Annotated in this window: 25 protein-coding genes; 13 read left to right on the top strand and 12 right to left on the bottom strand. The window is 72.3% G+C overall.

Going from position 1 to position 20,430, the window contains the following annotated elements; all coding sequences use genetic code 11:
* The coding region (locus LN042_RS24975; protein WP_230053577.1) for a fumarate hydratase at positions 1–1,651 on the bottom strand (1,651 nt) is incomplete at its 3' end.
* A 100-nt stretch (positions 1,652–1,751) separates the two neighbouring features.
* On the opposite strand from LN042_RS24975, the gene LN042_RS24970 reads away from it, so the two are divergent.
* Positions 1,752–2,495 carry a DUF1707 SHOCT-like domain-containing protein gene (locus LN042_RS24970; RefSeq protein WP_230053576.1) on the top strand — a complete coding sequence of 248 codons (744 nt, stop codon included), beginning with the start codon at positions 1,752–1,754 and terminating at the stop codon, positions 2,493–2,495.
* Between the two features lie 419 nt (positions 2,496–2,914).
* The gene (locus tag LN042_RS24965; RefSeq protein ID WP_230053587.1) at positions 2,915–3,277 is read left to right on the top strand and encodes a WhiB family transcriptional regulator; all 363 of its coding nucleotides are present in this window, start codon (positions 2,915–2,917) and stop codon (positions 3,275–3,277) included.
* Positions 3,278–3,410: 133 nt separating this feature from the next.
* Here LN042_RS24965 and glpX read toward each other — a convergent pair whose 3' ends face one another.
* Complete coding sequence (gene glpX / locus LN042_RS24960; RefSeq protein WP_230053575.1) at positions 3,411–4,451, bottom strand: class II fructose-bisphosphatase; 1,041 nt, start codon at positions 4,449–4,451, stop codon at positions 3,411–3,413.
* 197 nt (positions 4,452–4,648) lie between these two features.
* Here glpX and LN042_RS24955 point away from each other — a divergent pair, with 197 nt between their 5' ends.
* Positions 4,649–5,194, top strand: a complete 546-nt coding sequence (locus tag LN042_RS24955) for a DUF4245 domain-containing protein (RefSeq protein ID WP_283843898.1) — start codon at positions 4,649–4,651, stop codon at positions 5,192–5,194.
* Positions 5,195–5,296: 102 nt separating this feature from the next.
* On the opposite strand, the gene LN042_RS24950 is transcribed toward LN042_RS24955, so the two are convergent.
* Positions 5,297–5,902, bottom strand: coding sequence for a malonic semialdehyde reductase (locus tag LN042_RS24950; RefSeq protein ID WP_230053573.1), 606 nt, complete (start codon positions 5,900–5,902; stop codon positions 5,297–5,299).
* 161 nt (positions 5,903–6,063) lie between these two features.
* Positions 6,064–6,348, bottom strand: a complete 285-nt coding sequence (locus tag LN042_RS24945) for an exodeoxyribonuclease VII small subunit (RefSeq protein WP_230053572.1) — start codon at positions 6,346–6,348, stop codon at positions 6,064–6,066.
* 55 nt (positions 6,349–6,403) lie between these two features.
* On the opposite strand from LN042_RS24945, the gene LN042_RS24940 reads away from it, so the two are divergent.
* Complete coding sequence (locus tag LN042_RS24940; protein ID WP_230053571.1) at positions 6,404–6,901, top strand: GNAT family N-acetyltransferase; 498 nt, start codon at positions 6,404–6,406, stop codon at positions 6,899–6,901.
* Positions 6,902–6,980: 79 nt separating this feature from the next.
* On the opposite strand, the gene xseA is transcribed toward LN042_RS24940, so the two are convergent.
* On the bottom strand, positions 6,981–8,180 hold the full coding sequence (gene xseA / locus LN042_RS24935; protein ID WP_230053570.1) for an exodeoxyribonuclease VII large subunit: 1,200 nt from the start codon (positions 8,178–8,180) through the stop codon (positions 6,981–6,983).
* 138 nt (positions 8,181–8,318) lie between these two features.
* Between xseA and LN042_RS24930 the strand changes: the two genes are divergently transcribed.
* Positions 8,319–9,308, top strand: coding sequence for a 4-hydroxy-3-methylbut-2-enyl diphosphate reductase (locus tag LN042_RS24930; protein WP_230053569.1), 990 nt, complete (start codon positions 8,319–8,321; stop codon positions 9,306–9,308).
* Between the two features lie 123 nt (positions 9,309–9,431).
* Complete coding sequence (ppgK, locus tag LN042_RS24925; protein WP_308191863.1) at positions 9,432–10,184, top strand: polyphosphate--glucose phosphotransferase; 753 nt, start codon at positions 9,432–9,434, stop codon at positions 10,182–10,184.
* Positions 10,185–10,206: 22 nt separating this feature from the next.
* Here ppgK and LN042_RS24920 read toward each other — a convergent pair whose 3' ends face one another.
* Positions 10,207–10,629 carry a DUF6542 domain-containing protein gene (locus LN042_RS24920; RefSeq protein WP_230053568.1) on the bottom strand — a complete coding sequence of 141 codons (423 nt, stop codon included), beginning with the start codon at positions 10,627–10,629 and terminating at the stop codon, positions 10,207–10,209.
* Between the two features lie 480 nt (positions 10,630–11,109).
* On the opposite strand from LN042_RS24920, the gene ychF reads away from it, so the two are divergent.
* The 3 genes from ychF (at position 11,110) to LN042_RS24905 (ending at position 12,921) form a co-directional block, all read left to right on the top strand.
* Positions 11,110–12,183 carry a redox-regulated ATPase YchF gene (gene ychF / locus LN042_RS24915; protein ID WP_230053567.1) on the top strand — a complete coding sequence of 358 codons (1,074 nt, stop codon included), beginning with the start codon at positions 11,110–11,112 and terminating at the stop codon, positions 12,181–12,183.
* 178 nt (positions 12,184–12,361) lie between these two features.
* The gene (locus tag LN042_RS24910) at positions 12,362–12,643 is read left to right on the top strand and encodes a type II toxin-antitoxin system Phd/YefM family antitoxin (RefSeq protein WP_230053566.1); all 282 of its coding nucleotides are present in this window, start codon (positions 12,362–12,364) and stop codon (positions 12,641–12,643) included.
* Complete coding sequence (locus tag LN042_RS24905) at positions 12,640–12,921, top strand: Txe/YoeB family addiction module toxin (RefSeq protein ID WP_230053565.1); 282 nt, start codon at positions 12,640–12,642, stop codon at positions 12,919–12,921. The genes LN042_RS24910 and LN042_RS24905 overlap by 4 nt, the downstream gene beginning before the upstream one ends.
* 69 nt (positions 12,922–12,990) lie before the next feature.
* Here the strand turns inward: LN042_RS24905 and LN042_RS24900 are convergent, their stop codons facing one another.
* Positions 12,991–13,254 carry a type II toxin-antitoxin system RelE family toxin gene (locus LN042_RS24900; RefSeq protein WP_230053564.1) on the bottom strand — a complete coding sequence of 88 codons (264 nt, stop codon included), beginning with the start codon at positions 13,252–13,254 and terminating at the stop codon, positions 12,991–12,993.
* Entirely contained in the window at positions 13,247–13,516 is a 270-nt protein-coding gene (locus LN042_RS24895; protein WP_230053563.1) for a type II toxin-antitoxin system Phd/YefM family antitoxin, read from the bottom strand. Before LN042_RS24895 ends, LN042_RS24900 begins: the two co-directional genes overlap by 8 nt.
* Before the next feature lie 317 nt (positions 13,517–13,833).
* Between LN042_RS24895 and LN042_RS24890 the strand changes: the two genes are divergently transcribed.
* The 4 genes from LN042_RS24890 (at position 13,834) to LN042_RS24875 (ending at position 17,842) form a co-directional block, all read left to right on the top strand.
* Positions 13,834–14,553: an aquaporin gene (locus LN042_RS24890; protein WP_230053562.1), complete on the top strand. Its 720-nt coding sequence runs from the start codon at positions 13,834–13,836 to the stop codon at positions 14,551–14,553.
* Between the two features lie 144 nt (positions 14,554–14,697).
* The gene (locus tag LN042_RS24885; protein WP_230053561.1) at positions 14,698–15,237 is read left to right on the top strand and encodes a MarR family winged helix-turn-helix transcriptional regulator; all 540 of its coding nucleotides are present in this window, start codon (positions 14,698–14,700) and stop codon (positions 15,235–15,237) included.
* Between the two features lie 259 nt (positions 15,238–15,496).
* The gene (locus LN042_RS24880; protein ID WP_230053560.1) at positions 15,497–17,317 is read left to right on the top strand and encodes a chloride channel protein; all 1,821 of its coding nucleotides are present in this window, start codon (positions 15,497–15,499) and stop codon (positions 17,315–17,317) included.
* 36 nt (positions 17,318–17,353) lie between these two features.
* Complete coding sequence (locus LN042_RS24875; RefSeq protein WP_230053559.1) at positions 17,354–17,842, top strand: cupin domain-containing protein; 489 nt, start codon at positions 17,354–17,356, stop codon at positions 17,840–17,842.
* Positions 17,843–17,894: 52 nt separating this feature from the next.
* On the opposite strand, the gene LN042_RS24870 is transcribed toward LN042_RS24875, so the two are convergent.
* The 4 genes from LN042_RS24870 to LN042_RS24860 all read right to left on the bottom strand — a co-directional run bounded on the left by LN042_RS24870 (position 17,895) and on the right by LN042_RS24860 (position 20,418).
* The gene (locus tag LN042_RS24870; protein WP_230053558.1) at positions 17,895–18,548 is read right to left on the bottom strand and encodes an HAD-IA family hydrolase; all 654 of its coding nucleotides are present in this window, start codon (positions 18,546–18,548) and stop codon (positions 17,895–17,897) included.
* A gap of 56 nt (positions 18,549–18,604) precedes the next feature.
* Positions 18,605–19,069 carry a cytidine/deoxycytidylate deaminase family protein gene (locus LN042_RS37800; RefSeq protein WP_308191862.1) on the bottom strand — a complete coding sequence of 155 codons (465 nt, stop codon included), beginning with the start codon at positions 19,067–19,069 and terminating at the stop codon, positions 18,605–18,607.
* The gene (locus LN042_RS37795; protein ID WP_308191861.1) at positions 19,066–19,746 is read right to left on the bottom strand and encodes a RibD family protein; all 681 of its coding nucleotides are present in this window, start codon (positions 19,744–19,746) and stop codon (positions 19,066–19,068) included. Before LN042_RS37795 ends, LN042_RS37800 begins: the two co-directional genes overlap by 4 nt.
* A gap of 90 nt (positions 19,747–19,836) precedes the next feature.
* Entirely contained in the window at positions 19,837–20,418 is a 582-nt protein-coding gene (locus LN042_RS24860) for a pyridoxamine 5'-phosphate oxidase family protein (protein ID WP_230053557.1), read from the bottom strand.
* Positions 20,419–20,430: the final 12 nt, after the last annotated feature.

The following is a 20,430-nucleotide window of genomic DNA, read 5'->3' as shown; positions in this document are numbered from 1 at the left end:
CCCGGATGCTGGTGATCAGCGGGCCGTCGGTGACCTCGGCGAAGAAGTCGTTGCCCTTGTCGTCCACCACGATGAACGCCGGGAAGTCCTCCACCTCGATCCGCCAGACCGCCTCCATGCCCAGCTCGGCGTACTCCAGCACCTCGACCTTCTTGATGCAGTCCTGGGCCAGTCGGGCGGCGGGGCCGCCGATCGAGCCGAGGTAGAAGCCGCCGTGCGTGGCGCAGGCCTGGGTGACCTGCTTGGAGCGGTTGCCCTTGGCGAGCATCACCATGGAGCCGCCGGCCGCCTGGAACTGGTCGACGTAGGAGTCCATCCGGCCCGCGGTGGTGGGGCCGAAGGAGCCGGAGGCGAAGCCCTCGGGGGTCTTCGCGGGGCCGGCGTAGTAGACCGGGTGGTCCTTGAGGTACTGCGGCATGCCCTCGCCCGCGTCCAGGCGCTCCTTGATCTTGGCGTGCGCGATGTCGCGGGCCACCACCAGGGTGCCGGTGAGGGAGAGCCGGGTCTTGACCGGGTGCTTGGACAGCTCGCTGCGGATCTCGGACATCGGCCGGTTCAGGTCGATGCGGACCACGGCGTCGTCCAGGTGGGCGTCGGTGGTGTCCGGCAGGTACTTGGCCGGGTCGGTCTCCAGCTGCTCCAGGAAGACGCCTTCGGCGGTGATCTTGCCGAGCGCCTGGCGGTCGGCGGAGCAGGAGACGGCGATCGCGACCGGCAGCGAGGCGCCGTGCCGCGGCAGGCGGATCACCCGGACGTCGTGGCAGAAGTACTTGCCGCCGAACTGGGCGCCGATGCCGATCTTCTGGGTCAGCTCGAAGACCTTCTGCTCCAGCTCCAGGTCGCGGAAGCCGTGGCCGGTGGCCGCGTCGCCGGAGGTGGGCATGGCGTCGAGGTAGTGCGCCGAGGCGTACTTGGCGGTCTTCAGCGCGAACTCGGCGCTGGTGCCGCCGACCACGATCGCCAGGTGGTACGGCGGGCAGGCCGCGGTGCCCAGCGAGCGGATCTTCTGCTCCAGGAAGGCCAGCATGCTCTTCTCGTTGAGAATCGCCTTGGTCTCCTGGTACAGGTACGACTTGTTGGCGCTGCCGCCGCCCTTGGCCATGAACAGGAACTTGTAGGCGTCCCCGTCGGTGGCGTAGAGCTCGATCTGCGCCGGCAGGTTGGAGCCGGTGTTCTTCTCGTCCCACATGGTCACCGGGGCCATCTGGGAGTAGCGCAGGTTGAGCTTGGTGTAGGCGTCGTAGACGCCGCGGGCGACGGCGGCTTCGTCGTTGCCCGCGGTCAGGACGTTCTGGCCGCGCTTGCCCATGACGATCGCGGTGCCGGTGTCCTGGCACATCGGCAGGATGCCGCCGGCCGAGATGTTGACGTTCTTCAGCAGGTCCAGCGCCACGAAGCGGTCGTTGGGGCTGGCCTCCGGGTCGTCCAGGATGCGGCGCAGCTGGGCCAGGTGGGCCGGGCGCAGGTAGTGCGAGATGTCGTGCATCGCCTCTGCGGTGAGCAGCCGCAGCGCCTCCGGCTCGACCTGCAGGAAGGTCCGGCCACCCGCCTCGAAGGTGCTGACGCCCTCGGAGGTCAGCTTGCGGTAGGGGGTGGGGTCGTCCCCGAGCGGGAGGAGGTCGGAGTAGGAGAAGTCCGGCGTGGGTGCCATGCGAGGTCCTTCAACGAGGTGGTGGTGCTGCGTCGGCGAAGCGCCCTCCAGCGTAGGACTTGGCTCCCGACCGCGTGGCCACACCCCCTAGGCTGTGATCGTGGACACTTCGCCATCGGGTCAGCCCGCACCCCGGCCGGAAGAGCCGGTCCGACCGAGCGGCCGACCGGTGCCGCCGGCCAAGAGCCCGCAGCCGCCCGCGAACCGGGTGGCCGAGGCCGAGCTGCGGGCCTCGGACGCGGACCGGGAGCGGATCGCCGGGCTGCTGCGCGACGCCTACGCGGAGGGCCGGTTGACCGCCGACGAGCACGCCGAGCGGCTCGACGCGGCCTACCGCGCCCGCACGCTGGGCGAGTTGGCGCCACTCACCCGGGACCTGCCGAGCCACCGGCCGCTCACCGGCGAGCAGCCGGCGGCGAGTGCGGTCGCGGCCGGGCAGCCGGTGCCGCGGCCGCCGGTGCGGGACGAACCGGTCAATCTGTGGACGGCGTTCGGCGGGGTCACCCGCAAGGGGCGTTGGCGGGTGGGCTCCCGGATCCGGGCGACCGCGGTCTTCGGCGGGATCGACCTGGACCTCAGCGACGCGGTGTTCGAGTCGCCGGAGGTGCTGATCGTGGCGAACACGTTCTGCGGCGGGATCGACATCAAGGTGCCGGAGAACGTGACCCTGGTGGGCGAGGGCTTCGGGATCCTCGGCGGCTTCGCCGTGCGCGAGCAGACCGCCGCCGATCCGCACGCCCCGGTGGTCCGGGTCAAGGGCTCGGCGGTGCTGGGCGGGGTGGACGCCAAGCCGCGGCGCGGGGCGAGGATCAAGGAGTGGGTGCGGCGCCAGCTGGGGTCCTGAGGGGCGGCCGGGGGGAGTCGCCGACGGAGCCGGCAGACGCTCGGGCTAGGAGCTCGGGCTAGGAGCTCGGGGTAGCGCCCGGACGGGCAGGGAGTGCGCGGGCGCGTGGCCCGGGAGCGGCTGCGACCTGCGCACTCGCGGATTCCGGTGCTGCCCCAACTGCCGGTTCGGCACTCGCCGTTGGTGCGAGTGCAGGCTGTCGCCGGGTGACCACGTTGTGCATGAACCCCAATCGCGCGGGGTAATTCCTGTGGCACATCGTTACTTGAACGGCTGCGGTCAGGCGGCGTGCTGACGCCTCGGGTGCGGCGGCCGGGCGGTGACGCGAGCCCTTGTCCCGAGCAGTGTCAGGAGTCGCCGTGCTGTACCCGATCGAGCCCAGCACCACTGCTGCCGTCCGCGCCGCCGGGTCGCGCGGTCTGCGGGCCGCGCCCCAGGGTGTGTCCGCCGCGGTGCGGCTCGACCCGCTGGACGACAACCCCTGGCACACCGCGGCGGCCTGCCGGCGGGACGAGGCCGCGCTGTTCTTCGCGCCGTCCAAGGAGCCCACGGCCGCGCGGCTGGCCCGCGAGGAGCACGCCAAGCAGGTGTGCGCCGGCTGCCCGGTGCTGCTCTCCTGCCGGGAGCACGCGCTGGCCCAGCCGGAGCCCTACGGGGTGTGGGGCGGGCTGACCGCCGCCGAGCGGCGGGTGGTGCTGGCCCGCCGGCGCCGCCGCACCGCCGAGCTGCGCACCGAGACGCAGCTGCTGCCGGTGCGGCGGGGGCGGCGGATAGCCGGGTGACGCCGGGCGGGGACGCCGTTCGCCCCCGCCCCGAGCAGACCATCAGCCGGCGGGCGGGCCCTCAGCCGGCGGGCGGGCCCTCAGCCGGCGGGGGAGCCTTCAGCCGGCGGGCGGGCCCTCGGCAGCAGGGCGCTCAGTTGGCCCGGTCGAAGTCGATCGCGCTGTACGCCCGCAGCTTGGCGAGCTTGTGGACCGAGTCGATCTGGCGGATCGTGCCGCTCTTGGAGCGCATCACCAGCGAGCTGGTGGTGGCCGTCTCCTGGCGGTAGTGCACCCCGCGCAGCAGCTCTCCGTCGGTGATGCCGGTCGCCACGAAGAACACGTTCTCGCCGCTGACCAGGTCGTCGGTGGTGAGCACCCGGTCCAGGTCGTGCCCGGCGTCCAGCGCCTTCTGGCGCTCGGTCTCGTCCTTGGGCCACAGCCGGCCCTGGATCACGCCGCCCATGCACTTCATGGCGCAGGCCGCGATGATGCCCTCCGGGGTGCCGCCGACGCCCATCAGCAGGTCGATGCCGGTGCCCTCGCGGGCCGCCATGATCGCGCCCGCGACGTCGCCGTCGGAGATGAACTTGATCCGGGCGCCGGCCTCGCGGACCTGCTTGACCAGGCCCTCGTGACGGGGGCGGTCCAGCACCACGACCGTGACGTCCTCGACCGCGCTGCCCTTGGCCTTGGCCACCCGGCGGATGTTCACGGCCGGCGGGGCGGTGATGTCGACGAAGTCGGCGGCCTCCGGGCCGGCGACCAGCTTGTCCATGTAGAAGACCGCGCTCGGGTCGAACATGGTGCCGCGGTCGGCGACGGCCAGCACGGCGATCGCGTTGTTCATGCCCTTGGCGGTCAGCGTGGTGCCGTCCACCGGGTCCACGGCCACGTCGCACTCGGCGCCGGTGCCGTCACCGACCCGCTCGCCGTTGAACAGCATCGGGGCCTCGTCCTTCTCCCCCTCGCCGATGACGACCACGCCGTTCATCGAGACGGTGGAGACCAGGGTGCGCATGGCCTTGACGGCCGCGCCGTCGGCGCCGTTCTTGTCGCCCCGGCCGACCCAGCGGCCGGCGGCCATGGCCGCCGCCTCGGTCACCCGGACGAGCTCCAGTGCCAGGTTGCGGTCCGGCGCCTCCGGGGCGACCTCCAGGGAAGCCGGGAGGTGGGAGGAGTGCTGCGCGGTCATCGTCGTTACCTCTCTGTACGCGACGGCCAGTGAGCGGTCGACTACATGCTGGTCGAGCGCTGCAATGAGGGTCCCCCGATCGTATCCGGGCCCCGGGTCACTGTCTGTGGCGCATGTCCTGCTCACCTGCGGTTCTGCGCCGGTATGGACGGTTTTCGGCCCTTGGGGCCACCCCGGTGGTCGGGGGCCCCTGCGCGATGGGTCACCATGTGGGGGTGGCAGGCAACAGTGGTTCGAGAGGGCGGCAGACCGTACGGGACATGGTCCTGTCGATGGCCGCGGTGATGGGCGTGGCCCTCGTCGCGTACGTGACGATCCCGCACAGCAGCAAGGGCGACCCGGTGCACGTGGTGGACTACAGCGCCGCCTTCGCCTCCGCGAAGCGCGCCGCCCCCTACCCCGTGCTGGCGCCGCAGGGGCTGTCCGACAAGTGGCGGGCCACCTCGGTCAGCTACCAGACCGACGCCGACGGCCACGCCGGCTGGCACCTGGGCTTCGTCACCCCCGACGGCAAGTACGCATCCGTCGAGCAGAGCGACGGGTCGAAGAACGACCTGCTGGGGGCCGTGGTGGCCGGCTACGTGCCGGACGGTGCCTCGACCATCGACGGCCAGTCGTGGGCCCGCTTCCAGGGCGACCACTACCGCTCGGTCACCGAGACCGCCAACGGCGCCACCACGGTGGTGGCGGGCAGTGCCTCGTACGACGAGCTGGACCAGCTGGCGGGAGCGCTCAAGCCGTAGCGCCGGCGGGCCGGGAGCGCGCCGAGGGCCCGCCCCTCCCCACTCGGAGAGGCGGGCCCTCGGCGTCGTCCGGTCGACCGGTCGTCCGGTCGAAGGGGTGCGTCAGACCGTGGTGACGACCTCGTCGTAGGCCAGTCGCGGGCTGCGCGGGAACCAGGCGTCCTCGCCCGGCTTGCCGATGTTCACCACGGCCAGCACCGAGTGCTCGCCGTCGCCGAAGAACTCCTTGTCGATGCCGGCCGCGTCGAAACCGGTCATCGGGCCGGCGGCCAGGCCGGCGGCCCGGACGCCGAGGATGAAGTAGCCGACCTGCAGCGCGCCGTTGAAGCGGGCCGAGCCCTCGCGCACCTCGCGCTCGCTGAAGAACATGTCCTTGGCCTGCGGGAAGTGCGGGAGCTGGGTCGGCAGCTCCTCGTGGAACTCGTTGTCGGCGGCCAGGATGGCGACCAGCGGAGCGCTGGCGGTCTTGGCCTTGTTGCCGTCGGCCATGTGCTCGACCAGGCGGGCCCGGGCCTCGGTGCTGCGCACCAGGACCACCCGCAGCGGCTGCTGGTTGAACGCGGTCGGCGCGTACTTGACCAGTTCGTAGATCGCCTGCACCTGCTCGTCGCTGACGGGCTCGTCGGTGAACGTGTTGGCGGTGCGCGCCTCGCGGAACAGCAGGTCCTGGGCGGCGGTGTCGAGAACCAGGGTCTCGTTGGTGGTCATGCGGGTGCACCTCATGCTGATCGGTGTGAATGGTCCTGCCCGGCTGAGTGCCGTCGCCGGTCCAACGTGAATGAATTTTCAACCATTCCGGAGGACGGTGTGACCTGCATCACGTCCGCGTCATCGCTGGTCAGGCCGGGGCGCCGGCGGCCAGGGAGCCGTCATCCCCCATCGTTCACCGCCGTGCCGTCGGTGCGCTCGGCTGCCTCCTCGGCGGCCAGTGCTGCGTCAAGTCGGGCCCGGGCGCCGTCCAGCCAGCGCTGGCAGACCTTCGCCAGCCGCTCCCCGCGCTCCCACAGCGCGAGCGACTCCTCCAGTCCGGCACCGCCGGCCTCCAGTCGCCGGACCACCTCCAGCAACGCGTCCCGGGCCTCCTCGTAGCCCAACTGGTCGTCGTCACGCCCGGTGGGCGTGGCCCCGGTGTCCTGCGCGTCCTCGTCTGCCATGGGCTCAGGGTAGGGGCTGGGCACGACAGATCCCGCGTCGCTAGGGTCGCTTCCCATGATCAACACGAATGCGCCCGAGGTGCGGCAGGGCACGGCCGAGGACGCCCGCGAGCTCGTCCGGCTGCGGCTGTTGATGTTCGAGGCGATGCACGGCGAGGCCCGCCCCGGCCCGTGGCAGGCCACCGCCGAGGCGGTGCTGCGGGACCGGCTGCGCGACCCGGCGACCACCACCATGGGCGTCTTCGTGGTCGACCACCCCTCGGTGCCCGGCCGGTTGGCCGCCTGCGCGGTCGGCACCCTGGAGCAGCGGCTGCCCGCGCCGGGGCACCCGGACGGCCGGTTCGGCTTCGTCTTCAACATCTGCACCGACCCGGCGATGCGCCGCCGCGGCTACGCCCGGGCCTGCACCGAGGCGCTGGTGGCCTGGTTCGACGCACACCGGGTGACCCGGATCGACCTGCACGCCACCGAGGGCGGCGAGGCGCTCTACCGCAGCCTCGGCTTCGCGGAGCACTCGGTGCCGCTCTCCCGCACCCGGCTGCGCCAGGACTGACAGCGCTGGTACTGCGGCCTCTCCGCTCACTGCGGGTCCTCCGCTTCTCCGCCGGGTCCGAGCCCCCTGGACCGACCGGCTAATCGACGGTCACCTCGAAGCCGCCGCCGGCCACCCGGGCGTGCAGCCGCTCGCCCCGGTCGAGCACCCCGGGGTCGGTCAGCACCTGCCCGTCCGCCCGCTGCAGCACCGCGTAGCCGCGCTCCAGCGTCGCGGCGGGGGAGAGCGAGAGCACCCGCTCGGCCAGGTGGCCGAGGTCGGACTCGGCCCGGTCCAGCCGGTGCCCGAGGCAGCGGCGGGCCCGGTCGACCAGCGCCGTCAGCTCGGCGCCCCGCTCGTCCAGCAGCCGCTGCGGCGCCGCCAGGGCCGGGCGGCTGCGCACCCCGGCCAGGCCGGACTGCTCCCGCCGCACCAGGTCGGTGACCATCCGGCGGGCCCGGTCACGCAACTGGCGCACCCGGGCCTGCTCCTCGCCGACGTCCGGCACCACCCGCTTGGCGGCGTCGGTCGGCGTGGCGGCCCGCAGGTCGGCCACGAAGTCCAGCAGCGGCTGGTCCGGCTCGTGCCCGATCGCGCTCACCACCGGCGTGCCGGCGGCGGCCACGGTGCGGCACAGCTCCTCGTCGGAGAACGGCAGCAGGTCCTCCACGCTGCCGCCGCCGCGGGCCACGATGATCACGTCCACCTCGGGGTGCCCATCCAGCTCGCGCACCGCCCGGGCCACCTGGCCGGCCGCCTGCGGGCCCTGCACCAGCACGTTGCGCACCTCGAACCGGACCGCCGGCCAGCGCCGCCGGGCCACCTCCAGCACGTCCCGCTCGGCCGCCGAGGCCCGCCCGGTGACCAGGCCGACGCAGCCCGGCAGGAACGGCAGCGGGCGCTTGCGCTCGACGGCGAACAGCCCCTCGCCGGCCAGCCGCCGCTTCAACTGCTCCAGCCGGGCCAGCAGTTCGCCGAGCCCGACCAGCCGGATCTCGCTGGCCCGCAGCGACAGGGTGCCGCGACCGGTGTACCACTCGGGCTTGGCGTGCACGATCACCCGGGAGCCCTCGTGCAGCGTGTCGGCCAGCGGCTCCAGCACCGCGCGGAAGCAGGTGACGCTCAACGAGACGTCCTGCTCGGGGTCGCGCAGCGTCAGGAACTGCATGCCGGGCCGCCGGCTCAGCTGGGTGACCTGACCCTCCACCCAGACCGCGCCCAACCGGTCGATCCAGCCGCCGATCAGCTGGGAGACCTTGCCGACCGGCAGCGGGGCTTCGGGGGAGCTGGGATTGGCCATGCGTACGAGGCTATCCGTGCCGGCCGACAAGGCCCACCGCCGTGGACGGCCGGCCTCGGCCGGCGCCCGGTCGGCGGAGCGGGCCCCGGGGGCGCGGACTCCCGGCTCGGCACTCGGGCCCCCTGCGGCGCGCTTACCATGGGAGCCATGTCGACCACCGCTCAGCGCCGCGTCCTGCTCGCCGCCCCCCGGGGCTACTGCGCGGGCGTCGACCGCGCCGTCATCGCCGTGGAGAAGGCCCTGGAGCAGTACGGGGCACCGATCTACGTCCGCAAGCAGATCGTCCACAACAAGTACGTCGTGCAGACCCTGGAGAAGCAGGGCGCGATCTTCGTCGACGAGACGGAGGAGGTGCCGGAGGGCTCGATCGTGGTCTTCTCGGCGCACGGCGTGGCCCCCTCGGTGCACGACGAGGCCAAGGCCGGCAAGCTCGCCACCATCGACGCGACCTGCCCGCTGGTCACCAAGGTGCACAAGGAGGCCGTCCGGTTCGCCGACGAAGGCTTCGACATCCTGCTGGTGGGCCACGAGGGCCACGAGGAGGTGATCGGCACCATGGGCGAGGCCCCGGACCGGATCCACCTGGTGGACGGCGCCGAGGACGTGGCCAACGTCCAGGTGCGCGACGAGTCCAAGGTCGTCTGGCTCTCCCAGACCACCCTTTCGGTGGACGAGACCATGGCGACCGTCGGCGAGCTGCAGAAGCGCTTCCCCGCGCTGGTCTCGCCGCCGAGCGACGACATCTGCTACGCCACCCAGAACCGCCAGGTGGTGGTCAAGCAGATCGCCCCCGAGACCGACCTGCTGATCGTGGTCGGCTCCAAGAACTCCTCCAACTCGGTCCGGCTGGTCGAGGTCGGCCGGGAGTACGGCGCCAAGGCCGCACACCTGGTGGACTTCGCCGAGGAGCTGGACGAGGCCTGGCTGGACGGCGTCAGCACGGTCGGTCTGACCAGTGGCGCCTCGGTGCCGGAGATCCTGGTCCAGGGCGTGCTGGCCTGGCTGGCCGAGCGCGGCTTCGACGACGTCCAGGTGGTGCGCACCGCCGAGGAGACGCTCACCTTCTCACTGCCCAAGGAGCTCCGCCGGGACCTGCGGGCCGAGGCCGCCGGCAAGGTCGCCGAATAGCCTCGTGGTCCACGATGCCCGGTCGGCACCTGATGCCGCCCGGGCGTTGTGGCAGGTTCGGGCTGCTTTCCCCTCCCGGCTCACCTACCGTGAGGAGCCGGGACTCGGAACAGGAGCAGTGACGTGATCACACCCTCTGTGTTCGGCGTGGACATCGGCGGCTCGGGCATCAAGGGCGCCCCGGTCGATGTGGAGCTCGGCGCCCTCGCACAGCCCCGGTACAAGGTGCCCACCCCGCAGCCGGCCAAGCCGGAGGCGGTGGCGGCGGCGGTGCGCGAGGTCGTGGAGCACTTCGAGCACGAGGGTCCGGTGGGCCTGACCTTCCCCGGCGTGGTGGTCGACGGGCACACCCGCACCGCCGCCAACGTCGACCGGAGCTGGCTCGGGCTGGACGCCGGGACGCTGTTCCGGGAGGCGCTGGGCACTCCGGCGGTGCTGCTCAACGACGCCGACGCGGCCGGCCTGGCCGAGATGGCGCACGGGGCCGGGCGGGGCGAGGGCGGCACGGTGCTGGTGCTCACCTTCGGCACCGGCATCGGCAGCGCCCTCTTCGTCGACGGCAACCTGGTGCCCAACACCGAGCTCGGCCACCTGGAGCTGCGCGGCAAGGACGCGGAGCGGCGGGCCTCGTCGGCGGCCAAGGAGCGCCACGAGCTCAGCTGGGCCGAGTGGGCGGTCCGGGTGGACGAGTACCTGGGCCTGGTGGAGCGGCTGCTCTCACCACGGCTGGTCATCATCGGCGGCGGGGTGAGCCGCAAGCACGAGAAGTTCCTGCCGCTGCTCAGCGAACGGGCGGCGCGGGTGGTGCCGGCCGAACTGCGCAACGACGCCGGGATCGTGGGCGCGGCGATGGGGGCGGCCAGGTACGGGCGCTGAGCCCGGCGCGGCCGCGGCTCGCTCAGCCGCGGCCGCGACGGATCCGGCGCTGGGCGACGAACCGGGCGGCCACGATCAGCGCGGCCAGCCCGGTGCCGCCGAACAGCCACCCGGCCCGCAGCGCCAGCCCACTGCACAGCGCCAGCACCTGGCCGACCACGCCGGGCGCCGGGGTGGGCGTCAGCAGGGCCAGCGCCGCCGCGAAGGCGATCGGCCCGCTGATCGGCGCGGCCGGCAGGTCCGCCAGCCGGACCCGCACCGCGGCCTGGAAGCAGACGAAGAGGAAGCCCAGGCCGAACAGCACCCCGAGGTCGCCGAAGAGCAGCCGGTCGGCGCCGCCGACGGCCAGGGTGCCGACCACGGCCAGCAGCCCGGTGCCGATCCCGGTCAGCCGGGTCGGCGGGCCCGTTCGCCGGCCGGCTGACCGGAGCCGGCGCCGCAGCATGGCCGGCACGGTCGGCGCGCCGCTGCTCGCGGGACGCGGTCGGACGGGCCGCACGGCGCCGGCGTCGCGGGGCGCGGCCGGTCCGGGTACGGCGGCCCCGGGGCGCCGACCGCTCGCTGGGGGTCGGGGCCGGGGGCCGGGGGGCTGGGTACGGGTGCTCTGCTCCACACGTCCAACGTACGGTCCGATTAACGTCACCATGGGTAATGAACCGTCAGTAGTCGTCCGTGTCCCACGTTTCGAGACCACGAGGTCGGACATCTGGGGCGGCGCGGGCGGCCCCCGGGCCGTCGAAGGTCCCGGCCGAACGGCCCGAGGCCGCGCGCCGGACCGCGCACCGGAAGCCCCGGACTGCCGGATCACCGCCCCCGGACGGCCGGATCACGGCCGGGGCCCGGTGTCCTGCCGCAGGCCCGTAGACTTGGCGGTCGGCCCGTACGGTGCCGCTCCACGCCCTCCAAGCCCACGGGATCTCGCTTCATGTCGCTCACGATCGGAATCGTCGGCCTGCCCAACGTCGGGAAGTCGACCCTGTTCAACGCCCTGACCAAGAACGACGTCCTGGCGGCCAACTACCCGTTCGCCACCATCGAGCCGAACGTCGGTGTGGTCGGCGTGCCGGACGCGCGGCTCGCCGTGCTCGCCAAGATCTTCGGCTCGGAGCGCGTGCTGCCCGCCACCGTCGACTTCGTGGACATCGCCGGTATCGTCCGCGGCGCCTCCGAGGGCGAGGGCCTGGGCAACAAGTTCCTCGCGAACATCCGCGAGGCCAACGCGATCTGCCAGGTGGTCCGGGCCTTCACCGACCCCGACGTGGTCCACGTGGACGGCAAGGTCTCGCCCAAGGACGACATCGAGACCATCCACACCGAGCTGATCCTGGCCGACCTGCAGACCATCGAGAAGGTGCTGCCGCGCCTGCAGAAGGAGGCCCGGCTCAAGAAGGACACCGCGCCGGTGCTGGCCGCGGCCGAGGCGGCCCAGGCGGTCCTGGAGAGCGGCAAGACCCTGTTCGAGGCCGGCTTCGACACCACCCCGATCCGCGACCTCCACCTGCTGACCGCCAAGCCCTTCCTCTACGTCTTCAACGTGGACGAGGCGGAGCTGGCCGACGAGGACTTCAAGAACGCCCAGCGCGAGCTGGTCGCCCCGGCCGAGGCGATCTTCCTCAACGCCAAGATCGAGTCGGAGCTGATCGAGCTGGACGACGACGAGGCCCTGGAGCTCCTCCAGTCCATGGGTCAGGACGAGCCCGGCCTGGCCACCCTGGCCCGGGTCGGCTTCAACACCCTCGGCCTGCAGACCTACCTCACGGCCGGCCCCAAGGAAACCCGCGCCTGGACCATCAAGAAGGGCGCCACCGCCCCCGAGGCCGCCGGTGTCATCCACACCGACTTCCAGAAGGGCTTCATCAAGGCCGAGGTCATCTCCTTCGACGACCTGGTCGAGACCGGCTCCATCGCCGAGGCCCGCTCCAAGGGCAAGGCCCGCATCGAGGGCAAGGACTACGTCATGCAGGACGGCGACGTGGTGGAGTTCCGCTTCAACGTGTGAGTGTTTGATTACTTCTAGATAGCCAGATCTGTCAAACACGCAGGTCGGCCGGGGTCCGCCTCTCTTGAGGCGGGCTCCGCTCCCTTTCCCGTGCTGACTTGGTGCTGAGTTCTCCAGACCGCCCGATCGTCTCCAGGTGGTACGTTATGTGGTACCAGCCATGGAGGGAGCACGGTCGATGTCGATCACTGCCAGCGAGGCGCGCAAGGCCCTCTTCCCGCTGATCAAGAAGGTCAATGACGATCACGAGGCCATCGAGATCGTTTCCAAGCACGGGAACGCCGTACTCGTGTCGGCCGAGGACTATGCCGCCCTGCGCGAGGGCTCCTACCTTTTGCGCTCGCCGGCGAACGCTCGCCGCTTGCTCAAGGCGTACGAGAATGCCCTTGGCGGCATAGGGCTTTCCGAGCGGGAGCTCATCGACCCTGATGCGGCGGATGTCGAGAAGGGGGCCGCGTGAGGCTCGTCTTCGAAGAGAGTGGCTGGGAGGATTACACGTCCTGGCTCAAGAACGACCGCAAGATGCTCGCTCGGATCAACAAGCTCATCGAGGACGTTCTGCGTGACCCTCCCCCAGACTCCGTCCGGGGGTGCCCCCATGCCGGGATTGGCAAACCTGAGCCGCTGAAGTACCACTTGCCTGGGGCCTGGTCGCGGCGGATCGATGACGAGCACCGCCTCGTCTACTTGGTGACGGACCGGGAGATCATCGTTCTGGCCGCCCGATACCACTACTGACCGCAGGTTGCGGGTCCGCGTCACCGTGCTGGGTCAGTGCTGGACATTCTGACGCCAGTTCATTCGGAGTCAGGTGCCGTAAACGGTGGAGCGATGCCCGACGTGCACCACCCACACCACCAGCTCTCCGTTGTCGATCGTGTAGACGACGCGGTAGTCGCCGACTCGTAGGCGGCGACGATCGGGCTGCGACACGAGTGCGGTGGTGTTGAAGCCGAAGGGATCGCTTTCCAGCTCGGTCAGCTTGGCCAGGATGCGCAGGGCCATGTCGCGAGGGATCTTCCGGAGTTCGGCCTGCGCTTCCGGCCGAAAGACGGTTCGGTATTCACTCACTGCGCGCCAGCGTCTCCCTCATGATGTCCTCGACGGGAATGCCGGGTGCTGGGTTGGCCATGCGCTCGTCGATGATCCGGTTGATCTCGCGCTCTTCCCATTCCTGGTACCTGCGCAACACCTCGATGGACACCACCGCGGCGACTTCCTTGCCTCGGCGTGTGATCACAGTGGGCACATCGTCGCGGTCCGCGCGCTCCACGACTTCAGCCAGGTGCGCGCGCACGTCGCGGATGGACTCTATGGGCAGCGGCTGCGTCATGCGCCCAAGGGTACCGAGTGTCCCATGTGTACACAACGGATGCGCAGGCTCGTGGCGTTCTGTTGCTCGCGCCGGCTGTGCTGGATGGACCCCTGGCGGGCTGGACCGCGTTGCGGACAGTGGACCCCTCACCGTGGTCGTGCGTGCTGGATGCGCCCGGATGAGCCCGCAGGATCGGTGCGAGGTGGCGTCGACCAGTGCGCGCCTTGATTACTTTTTGTCGTTATATGACTACTGTTTGTTGCCGGAGGATGCCCGCGTACGGTACGCGGGCGGCAGGCCGCAGCGGTCGGCGTGCCCGTCCAGGAAGAGGCGACATGGTCCGCAAACTGGCCGTGGAACTGCTGGGAACCGGCCTGCTGGTGTATTTCGCCGTCGGGGTGGCGACCCTGTCGTTCGGCTTCGGCACGGCGGGAAGCAGTTATGCCGCCGGCGTCGTCGCCACCGCACTCGCGTTCGGCCTCGTCCTCCTGGCCCTGGTGTACGTGCTCGGGCCCGTCTCCGGCTGCCACGTGAATCCAGCCGTCACCCTCGGGGCCCTCCTGGTGGGCCGGATCGCGCTGGTCGAAGCGGTCGGCTACCTGCTCGCGCAGTTCGCCGGCGGGATCCTCGGGTCCTTGCTCCTGTGGGGCACCTTTGCCAACTCTCCCGTCTACAGCCGCTCGACCACCGGTCTGGGGGCCGATGGCTGGGGTGCTGCCAGTGCGGTCCACATCGACGCGGGCGGAGCCTTCCTGTTCGAGGTGGTGCTGACCACCCTTTTCGTCTTCGTCGTGCTCGGGGTGACGGGGAAGGCCGGGAACGCCGCGACGGCGGGAGTGGTGATCGGATTCGCGCTCTCGGTGTGCCACCTCCTCGGCATCCCGCTGACCGGCACCTCGGTCAACCCGGCCCGCAGTCTCGGTCCCGCCCTCGTCGTCGGTGGGACGGCGCTGGCCCAGGTCTGGCTCTTCATCGTCGCCCCGCTCGTGGGGGGCGTCCTGGCGGCCGGCCTCCACCTGGCGGTCTTCCCGAAGTCCGCCCGTAGCCTCCGGTGATGGTGATGGTGATGGCCGTTTGCCGAGTGCCGGGGGTGCCGCCTGTCGGCCATGGCCGTCTTCGAGTTGCCGGACCGGGCGGTGGCCCTGCCGCCACCCGCTGCCGCCACTGATCGCCGAACGGGTGGGCGGTATAAAGGGCGGATGGAGCAGCGAGGCGGCGACCGCTCATCGGCCCTGGTCCCTGGTGCGGGCGAGTCGGACTTCGACCGGGCCGTGGACGAGGTCAGCGCGGCGGTGATGGCCGCGTCCCGGCTGCTGGTGGCGATCTCCGCGCGGGCGCTCGCCAGTGTGGCTCCCCAGCTCACGCTGCCGCAGCTGCGGACGCTGGTGGGCCTGGAGGGCGGCGGGCCCGGGAAGCTGGCGGACCTGGCGGCGACGCTGGGCGTCAACCCGTCCACGGCGATGCGTACCGTGGACAAGCTGGAGGCGCTCGGCCTGGTCAGCCGCCGGACCAACCCGGAGAACCGGCGCGAGGTGGTGCTGAGCCTGACCGCCGAGGGGCACCGGCTGGTCGAGCAGGTGCTGGCGCACCGGCACCGGGAGATCGCCGCGATCGTGTCCCGGCTGCCCGCCGACCAGCAGAGCGGGCTGCTCACCTCGCTCACCGCGCTACTGGACGCCGCCGGCGAGCCGGCGTTCGGTCCGACGTCGCCGGTGGACCCGATGGCCCTGCACGGCTGACCGGACGTTTCCCCGACCGCGGTCGGCGCCCTCGTCGAACGGGTGCGCGCCGCCGCGCGTCCGCGCTTCCGCACGCCCTGTCCCACTCCACGAACGCTCCTCTCGCAGAAGTATTGCGCAATGCAATACTTCTGTCATGGTCGAAAAGGTCGGAACATCTGATGGTCGGCCCGGCGTGGCCGGGAGCACGCACGGCGGACGCTCACCGCGTGCGGGGACCCGCGGCGCGCCCCTGGGCGACTTCACCGTCGGTCCGCGCATGCTGCTGATCGCCGCCTGGGCCCTGCTCGTCGGGGGGTTCGGCGCGCTGGCCGCGTTCGGACTGCAGAAGCTCATCGGACTCGTCACCAACCTGGTCTTCTACCAGCGCGTCAGCGGCGCCCTGGTGGCGCCCGGTCAGCACCACCACCCCTGGTGGCTGGTGCTGACCGCGCCCGTCGCCGGCGGCCTGGTCATCGGCCTGATGGCCCGCTACGGCTCGGAGAAGATCCGCGGCCACGGCATGCCGGAGGCCATCGAGGCGATCCTCACCGGCGGCAGCCGGGTGGCTCCCAAGGTCGCGGTGCTCAAGCCGGTCTCCGCGGCGATCAGCATCGGCACCGGCGGCCCGTTCGGCGCCGAGGGGCCGATCATCATGACCGGCGGCGCCATCGGCTCGATGCTCGCCCAGGCGCTCCGCCTGACCGCCGACGAGCGCAAGACGCTGCTGGTCTCCGGTGCGGCCGCGGGCATGGCCGCGACCTTCAACTCCCCGGTCGCCGCTGTGCTCCTCGCCGTGGAGCTGCTGCTCTTCGAGTGGCGGCCGCGCAGCTTCGTGCCGGTGGTCGCCTCCGTCTCGGTGGCCACCGTCGTGCGCGGCCTGCTGATGGGCAACGGCCCGGTGTTCCCCGTCTCCACCGCCGCCCTGCACCTGAACGGCGGCATCACCGGCCTGGCCGCCGTGGTCGGGCTCACCGGGGGCGTCCTCGCGGTGGTGGCCACCTGGCTCGTCTACCGGGCCGAGGACGCCTTCGCCAAGCTCCCCTTCCACTGGATGTGGTGGCCCGCCATCGGCGGCGCGGTGATCGGCGTCGGCGGTCTGGTGGAGCCGCGCGCGCTCGGCGTCGGCTACGACGTCATCGACCAGCTGCTCACCGGCCGGGCCACCACCTCGCTGATCATCGGCATCCTGGTGGTCAAGACCCTGATCTGGTCGCTGTCGCTCGGCTCCGGCACCTCCGGCGGCGTGCTCGCCCCGGTGTTCATGATCGGCGGCGCGCTCGGTGCCCTGGAGGGCTCACTGCTGCCCCAGGTGATGCCGGGCTTCTGGGCGATGATCGGGCTGGCCGCGGTGGTCGGCGGCGTGATGCGCTCTCCGCTCACCGGCGCGGTCTTCACCCTGGAGCTCACCCACGCCTGGCCGACCGCGCTGCCGCTGCTGGCCTCCTCCACCGCCGCATACGCGCTCTCCGCGCTGGTGCTCAAGCGGTCGGTGCTCACCGAGAAGATCGCCCGCCGCGGTCTGCACCTCACCCGCGAGTACTCCACCGACCCGCTGGAGACCTTCTTCGCCGCCGAGGTCATGCGGCGCACTCCCCGCACCCTGGCCGCCGACCAGCCGCTGGACGCCGCCCTGCTGGACGCCCTGCTGGACGAGGCGGTGACCGGCCGCGGCGACCGGCTGCTCCCGGTCACCGGCGCCGACGGCACCCTGGTCGGCACCGCCACCCGGCCGGAGCTGCTCGCGCTCGGCCGCCGTCCGGCCGGCCCGGCCACCGTCCGGCAGGTCGTGGTGACCGTCCACCCGGGCGACACCCTGCGCGACGTCGCCTACCGGTTCGCCGAGCACGGCATCACCAGCGCGCCCGTGGTGGAGCCGACCGCGGCGGGCGCCGGGCGGTTGGTCGGCGTCATCACGGTCAGCGACCTGCTGCACGCCCGGCTGCACGACCTGACCGAGGAGCACCACCGGCAGCGGCTGATCCCGGCGCCGGCCGCCGCAGCGGACCCTGACGGCCCGTCGGACACCGGACGGGTGGACGCCGACGCGCTCGGAGGGCTCGGGCACGTCACAGCGGCGGGGGCCGGTCTGTCAGGGTGAGTGACAGCTGTCCCGAGCAGAGACGGAGTGCCAGAAATGTCCTACCCCGACCCCAGGTACCTCGGCCAGAACGGTGAGACCAACGCGGTGTTCCGGCCCGCCGACCGGGGCCCCGACGCGGTCTCCCCGAGCGGCGACCGGACGCACTTCCTGGCCACCCAGGCCACCACCGGTGGGGAGTTCGGCCTCTACCGGGTGGACCTGGCGCCCCGTTCCAGGGGCGCGGCCACCCACTTCCACCGGACGATCTCCGAGTCCTTCTTCGTGCTCTCCGGCCAGGTCCGCCTCTACGACGGCGACCACTGGACCACCGGGCGCTCCGGCGACTTCCTGCACGTTCCGGTCGGCGGCCTGCACGCCTTCCGCAACGAGTCCGACGATCCGGCCACCATGCTGATGCTGTTCACCCCCGGCGCGCCCCGCGAGGAGTACTTCGAGCGGGTCGGCGAGATGGCCCAGCGCGGCGGCCCGGAGTTCCAGGAGTTCCTGGTGCGGCACGACAGCTTCTTCGTCGACCGGGGCTGAGCCGGCGAGATCCACCGGGCGGGCCGTCGGCCGGAATCGGGCCCGGGCCCGCTCAGACTGTGACCAGCAGCGTGCCGTCGGCACCCGCGGCGACCCGGACGGCGGCGAGGTCCGGCACCCGCGCGGTCGGGTGGTGGGCGGCGGCGCGCGGGCCGACGCCGACCACTCGCATCCCGGCGGCCAGTCCGGCCGCGATGCCGGCCCCGGAGTCCTCGAAGACCAGGCAGTCGGCCGGGTCGACGCCCAGCTCCGCGGCGGCCTTGAGGAAGCCCTCGGGGTCGGGCTTGCCGGCGGTGACCAGCTCGGCGGTTATGGCGAGCTCGGGGTAGGGCAGGCCGGCGGCGGCCATCCGCACCCGGGACAGCCGGCGGTCGGCCGAGGTGACCAGGGCGTGCGGCAGGTCGGCCAGTGCGGCCAGGAAGGCCGGGGCGCCGGGCACCGGCACGACGCCCTCGGTGTCGGCGGCCTCCTCGGCGAGCAACACCCGGTTCTCCGCGAGGTTCTGCTCCATCGGGCGGTCGGGCAGCAGGATCGCCATCGACAGGTGGCCCTGGCGCCCGTGCACCACGCTCATCACCCGGTCACCGTCGAGGCCCTGCCCGGCGGCCCAGCGGCGCCAGCAGCGCTCCACCACCGCGTCCGAGTCGACCAGGGTGCCGTCCATGTCCAGCAGCAGGGCGCGGGCGGTGAGCTCGGTGGCGGTCATGCGGCGACTCCTTCGGGTAAATGTTCCCCTAGGATACAAAAGCCGGATGAACGCCCTCAGTCCAGCAGGTGTCGGTTCGCCGCCCGTGCCTGCTCGGCCAGCTCGGGCAGTTCGACCACCTCGACGCCGGCGGCGCGCAGCCGGTCGACGCCCTCGCAGCCGGTGACGAACAGGTCGGGCTCGCGCCAGGCGATCACCACCCGGGGCACGCCGGCCGCCAGGATCAGGTCGGCGCACGGCCGCGGGCGGGAGGCCCGTCGGCCGCAGGGCTCCAGCGAGCTGTAGACGGTGGCGGTGCGCAGCCGGGGGTCGCCGGCCGGCAGCTTGGCGAGCGCGGACTCCTCGGCGTGCACCGTCGGATCGTCCTCCCGGCTGTACCCCTCGCTCAGCACCGCGCCGTCCGCGCCGACCACCACCGCGCCGACCGAGAAGGCGTGCTCGGCGGGCGGGCAGCGCCGGGAGAGCTCGATGGCGCGCAGCAGGAACGAGCGGTCGGCGGACGGGCGGCCGGTGGCGGTCACACGGACTCCTTGGGGGCGTAGCGGAGCAGGACGACGTCCCCGACGGTACGGGCCTCCAGCAGCCGCAGCCGTCGAGTGCTCCCCCCGGGGAAGTCGGCCGGGTTGACGAACCGCGGCGCCGCGGCGTGCCCGACCAGGAGCGGGGCCACGGCCAGCTGCAGCTCGTCGGCCAGCCCCTCGCTCAGGAACTGGGTGTGCACCGAGCCGCCGCCCTCCACCATCAGCCGCCGCACCCCGCGCCGCCCGAGGTCGTCCAGTACGGCGCCCAGGTGCACCCGGTGGCCCAGCGCGACGACCTCGGCCAGCCCGTCCAGCGCCGCCCGCAGCCGGCCGGCCCCCTGGTCGGTGCTGTAGACCAGCTTGGCCCCGCCGGTGTGCCAGAACCGCAGCTCGGGGGCGAGGTCGCCGCGCCCGCTCAGGGTGACCTTCAGCGGGTGGGCGGCCCGGCCGGCGGCTTCCCGGGCGGCGCGCCGGTCCGGGGCGTTGACCAGCAGCCGGGGGTTGTCGCGGCGCAGCGTGGTGGAGCCGACCAGGATCGCGTCGGACTCCGCGCGCAGCTGGTCCACCCGGTCGAAGTCGGCCGGGTTGGAGAGCAGCAGGCGCTCGGGCGAGGCGTCGTCCAGGAAGCCGTCGAGCGACATCGCGGCGCTGAGGGTCACGTGCGGGCGCTGGGTCACAGCGCCAAGGCTACGGCCGCGGGGGTGCGTTACGAGCGTACGTGCGGGTGCTGGGTCACAGCGCCAGGGCCACGGCCGCGGGGGGGAGCGCTACGGCCGCGGTGGCAGCGGCAGCGGCAGGGCGGGCAAGCCGTCGACGCTGACCCCGACGTGCTCCTTGCCGGCGCAGTACGCGGCGAACTCCGGCTCGCTCTTGCGGGCGAAGTAGTCGGCGTGCAGCGGCCGGTCCTCGCGGTAGTCCATGAACGGCACGGCGAACCCGCAGGAGTCGCTGATCCGTTCGGCGCGGACCAGCACCACGGCGCGCAGCCCGCTGCCGTCGGCGTCCGGCGGGAACCGGCCGACCAGTTCGGCGAACCGCGGATCGTCGCGGAAGACCGGCTCGCCGCGCCCGTGCACCCGCAGCACGGTGGGTGGCCCGGTGAAGGCGCACCACATCAGCGTGATCCGTCCGTTCTCCCGCAGGTGGGCGATGGTCTCCGCGTGGCTGCCGCCGAAGTCCAGGTAGGCGAGGGTGAGTTCGTCCAGCACGGCGAGGGTGCCGGAGCGACCCTTGGGGGACAGGTTGACATGGCCGTCGGCGGCCAGTGGCGCCGTGGCGGTGAAGAAGACCGGCTGGGCCTGGATGAACGAGCGCAGCCGGTCGTCGATTCGCTGATAGCTCTTCCCCATGGCCGCCAGCGT

Origin of the sequence: Kitasatospora humi (genome assembly GCF_020907985.1) — a bacterium.
GTDB lineage: Bacteria > Actinomycetota > Actinomycetes > Streptomycetales > Streptomycetaceae > Kitasatospora > Kitasatospora humi.
The sequence above is the reverse complement of the archived record's forward strand: the minus strand, read 5'-3'. Positions and strand labels throughout refer to the sequence as shown.

Excerpts from the sequence above, each read along its gene's own strand:
- LN042_RS24930 (WP_230053569.1), top strand. The coding sequence starts at position 8,319 with ATGGGAGCCATGTCGACCACCGCTCAGCGCCGCGTCCTGCTCGCCGCC.
- LN042_RS24890 (WP_230053562.1), top strand. The coding sequence starts at position 13,834 with ATGGTCCGCAAACTGGCCGTGGAACTGCTGGGAACCGGCCTGCTGGTG.
- LN042_RS24875 (WP_230053559.1), top strand. The coding sequence starts at position 17,354 with ATGTCCTACCCCGACCCCAGGTACCTCGGCCAGAACGGTGAGACCAAC.
- LN042_RS24885 (WP_230053561.1), top strand. The coding sequence starts at position 14,698 with ATGGAGCAGCGAGGCGGCGACCGCTCATCGGCCCTGGTCCCTGGTGCG.
- LN042_RS24860 (WP_230053557.1), bottom strand. The coding sequence starts at position 20,418 with ATGGGGAAGAGCTATCAGCGAATCGACGACCGGCTGCGCTCGTTCATC.
- LN042_RS24920 (WP_230053568.1), bottom strand. The coding sequence starts at position 10,629 with ATGCTGCGGCGCCGGCTCCGGTCAGCCGGCCGGCGAACGGGCCCGCCG.
- LN042_RS24880 (WP_230053560.1), top strand. The coding sequence starts at position 15,497 with ATGCTGCTGATCGCCGCCTGGGCCCTGCTCGTCGGGGGGTTCGGCGCG.
- LN042_RS24950 (WP_230053573.1), bottom strand. The coding sequence starts at position 5,902 with ATGACCACCAACGAGACCCTGGTTCTCGACACCGCCGCCCAGGACCTG.
- LN042_RS24910 (WP_230053566.1), top strand. The coding sequence starts at position 12,362 with ATGTCGATCACTGCCAGCGAGGCGCGCAAGGCCCTCTTCCCGCTGATC.
- LN042_RS24870 (WP_230053558.1), bottom strand. The coding sequence starts at position 18,548 with ATGACCGCCACCGAGCTCACCGCCCGCGCCCTGCTGCTGGACATGGAC.
- LN042_RS24945 (WP_230053572.1), bottom strand. The coding sequence starts at position 6,348 with ATGGCAGACGAGGACGCGCAGGACACCGGGGCCACGCCCACCGGGCGT.
- xseA (WP_230053570.1), bottom strand. The coding sequence starts at position 8,180 with ATGGCCAATCCCAGCTCCCCCGAAGCCCCGCTGCCGGTCGGCAAGGTC.
- glpX (WP_230053575.1), bottom strand. The coding sequence starts at position 4,451 with ATGACCGCGCAGCACTCCTCCCACCTCCCGGCTTCCCTGGAGGTCGCC.
- LN042_RS24895 (WP_230053563.1), bottom strand. The coding sequence starts at position 13,516 with ATGACGCAGCCGCTGCCCATAGAGTCCATCCGCGACGTGCGCGCGCAC.
- ychF (WP_230053567.1), top strand. The coding sequence starts at position 11,110 with ATGTCGCTCACGATCGGAATCGTCGGCCTGCCCAACGTCGGGAAGTCG.
- LN042_RS24955 (WP_283843898.1), top strand. The coding sequence starts at position 4,649 with ATGGGTCACCATGTGGGGGTGGCAGGCAACAGTGGTTCGAGAGGGCGG.
- LN042_RS24940 (WP_230053571.1), top strand. The coding sequence starts at position 6,404 with ATGATCAACACGAATGCGCCCGAGGTGCGGCAGGGCACGGCCGAGGAC.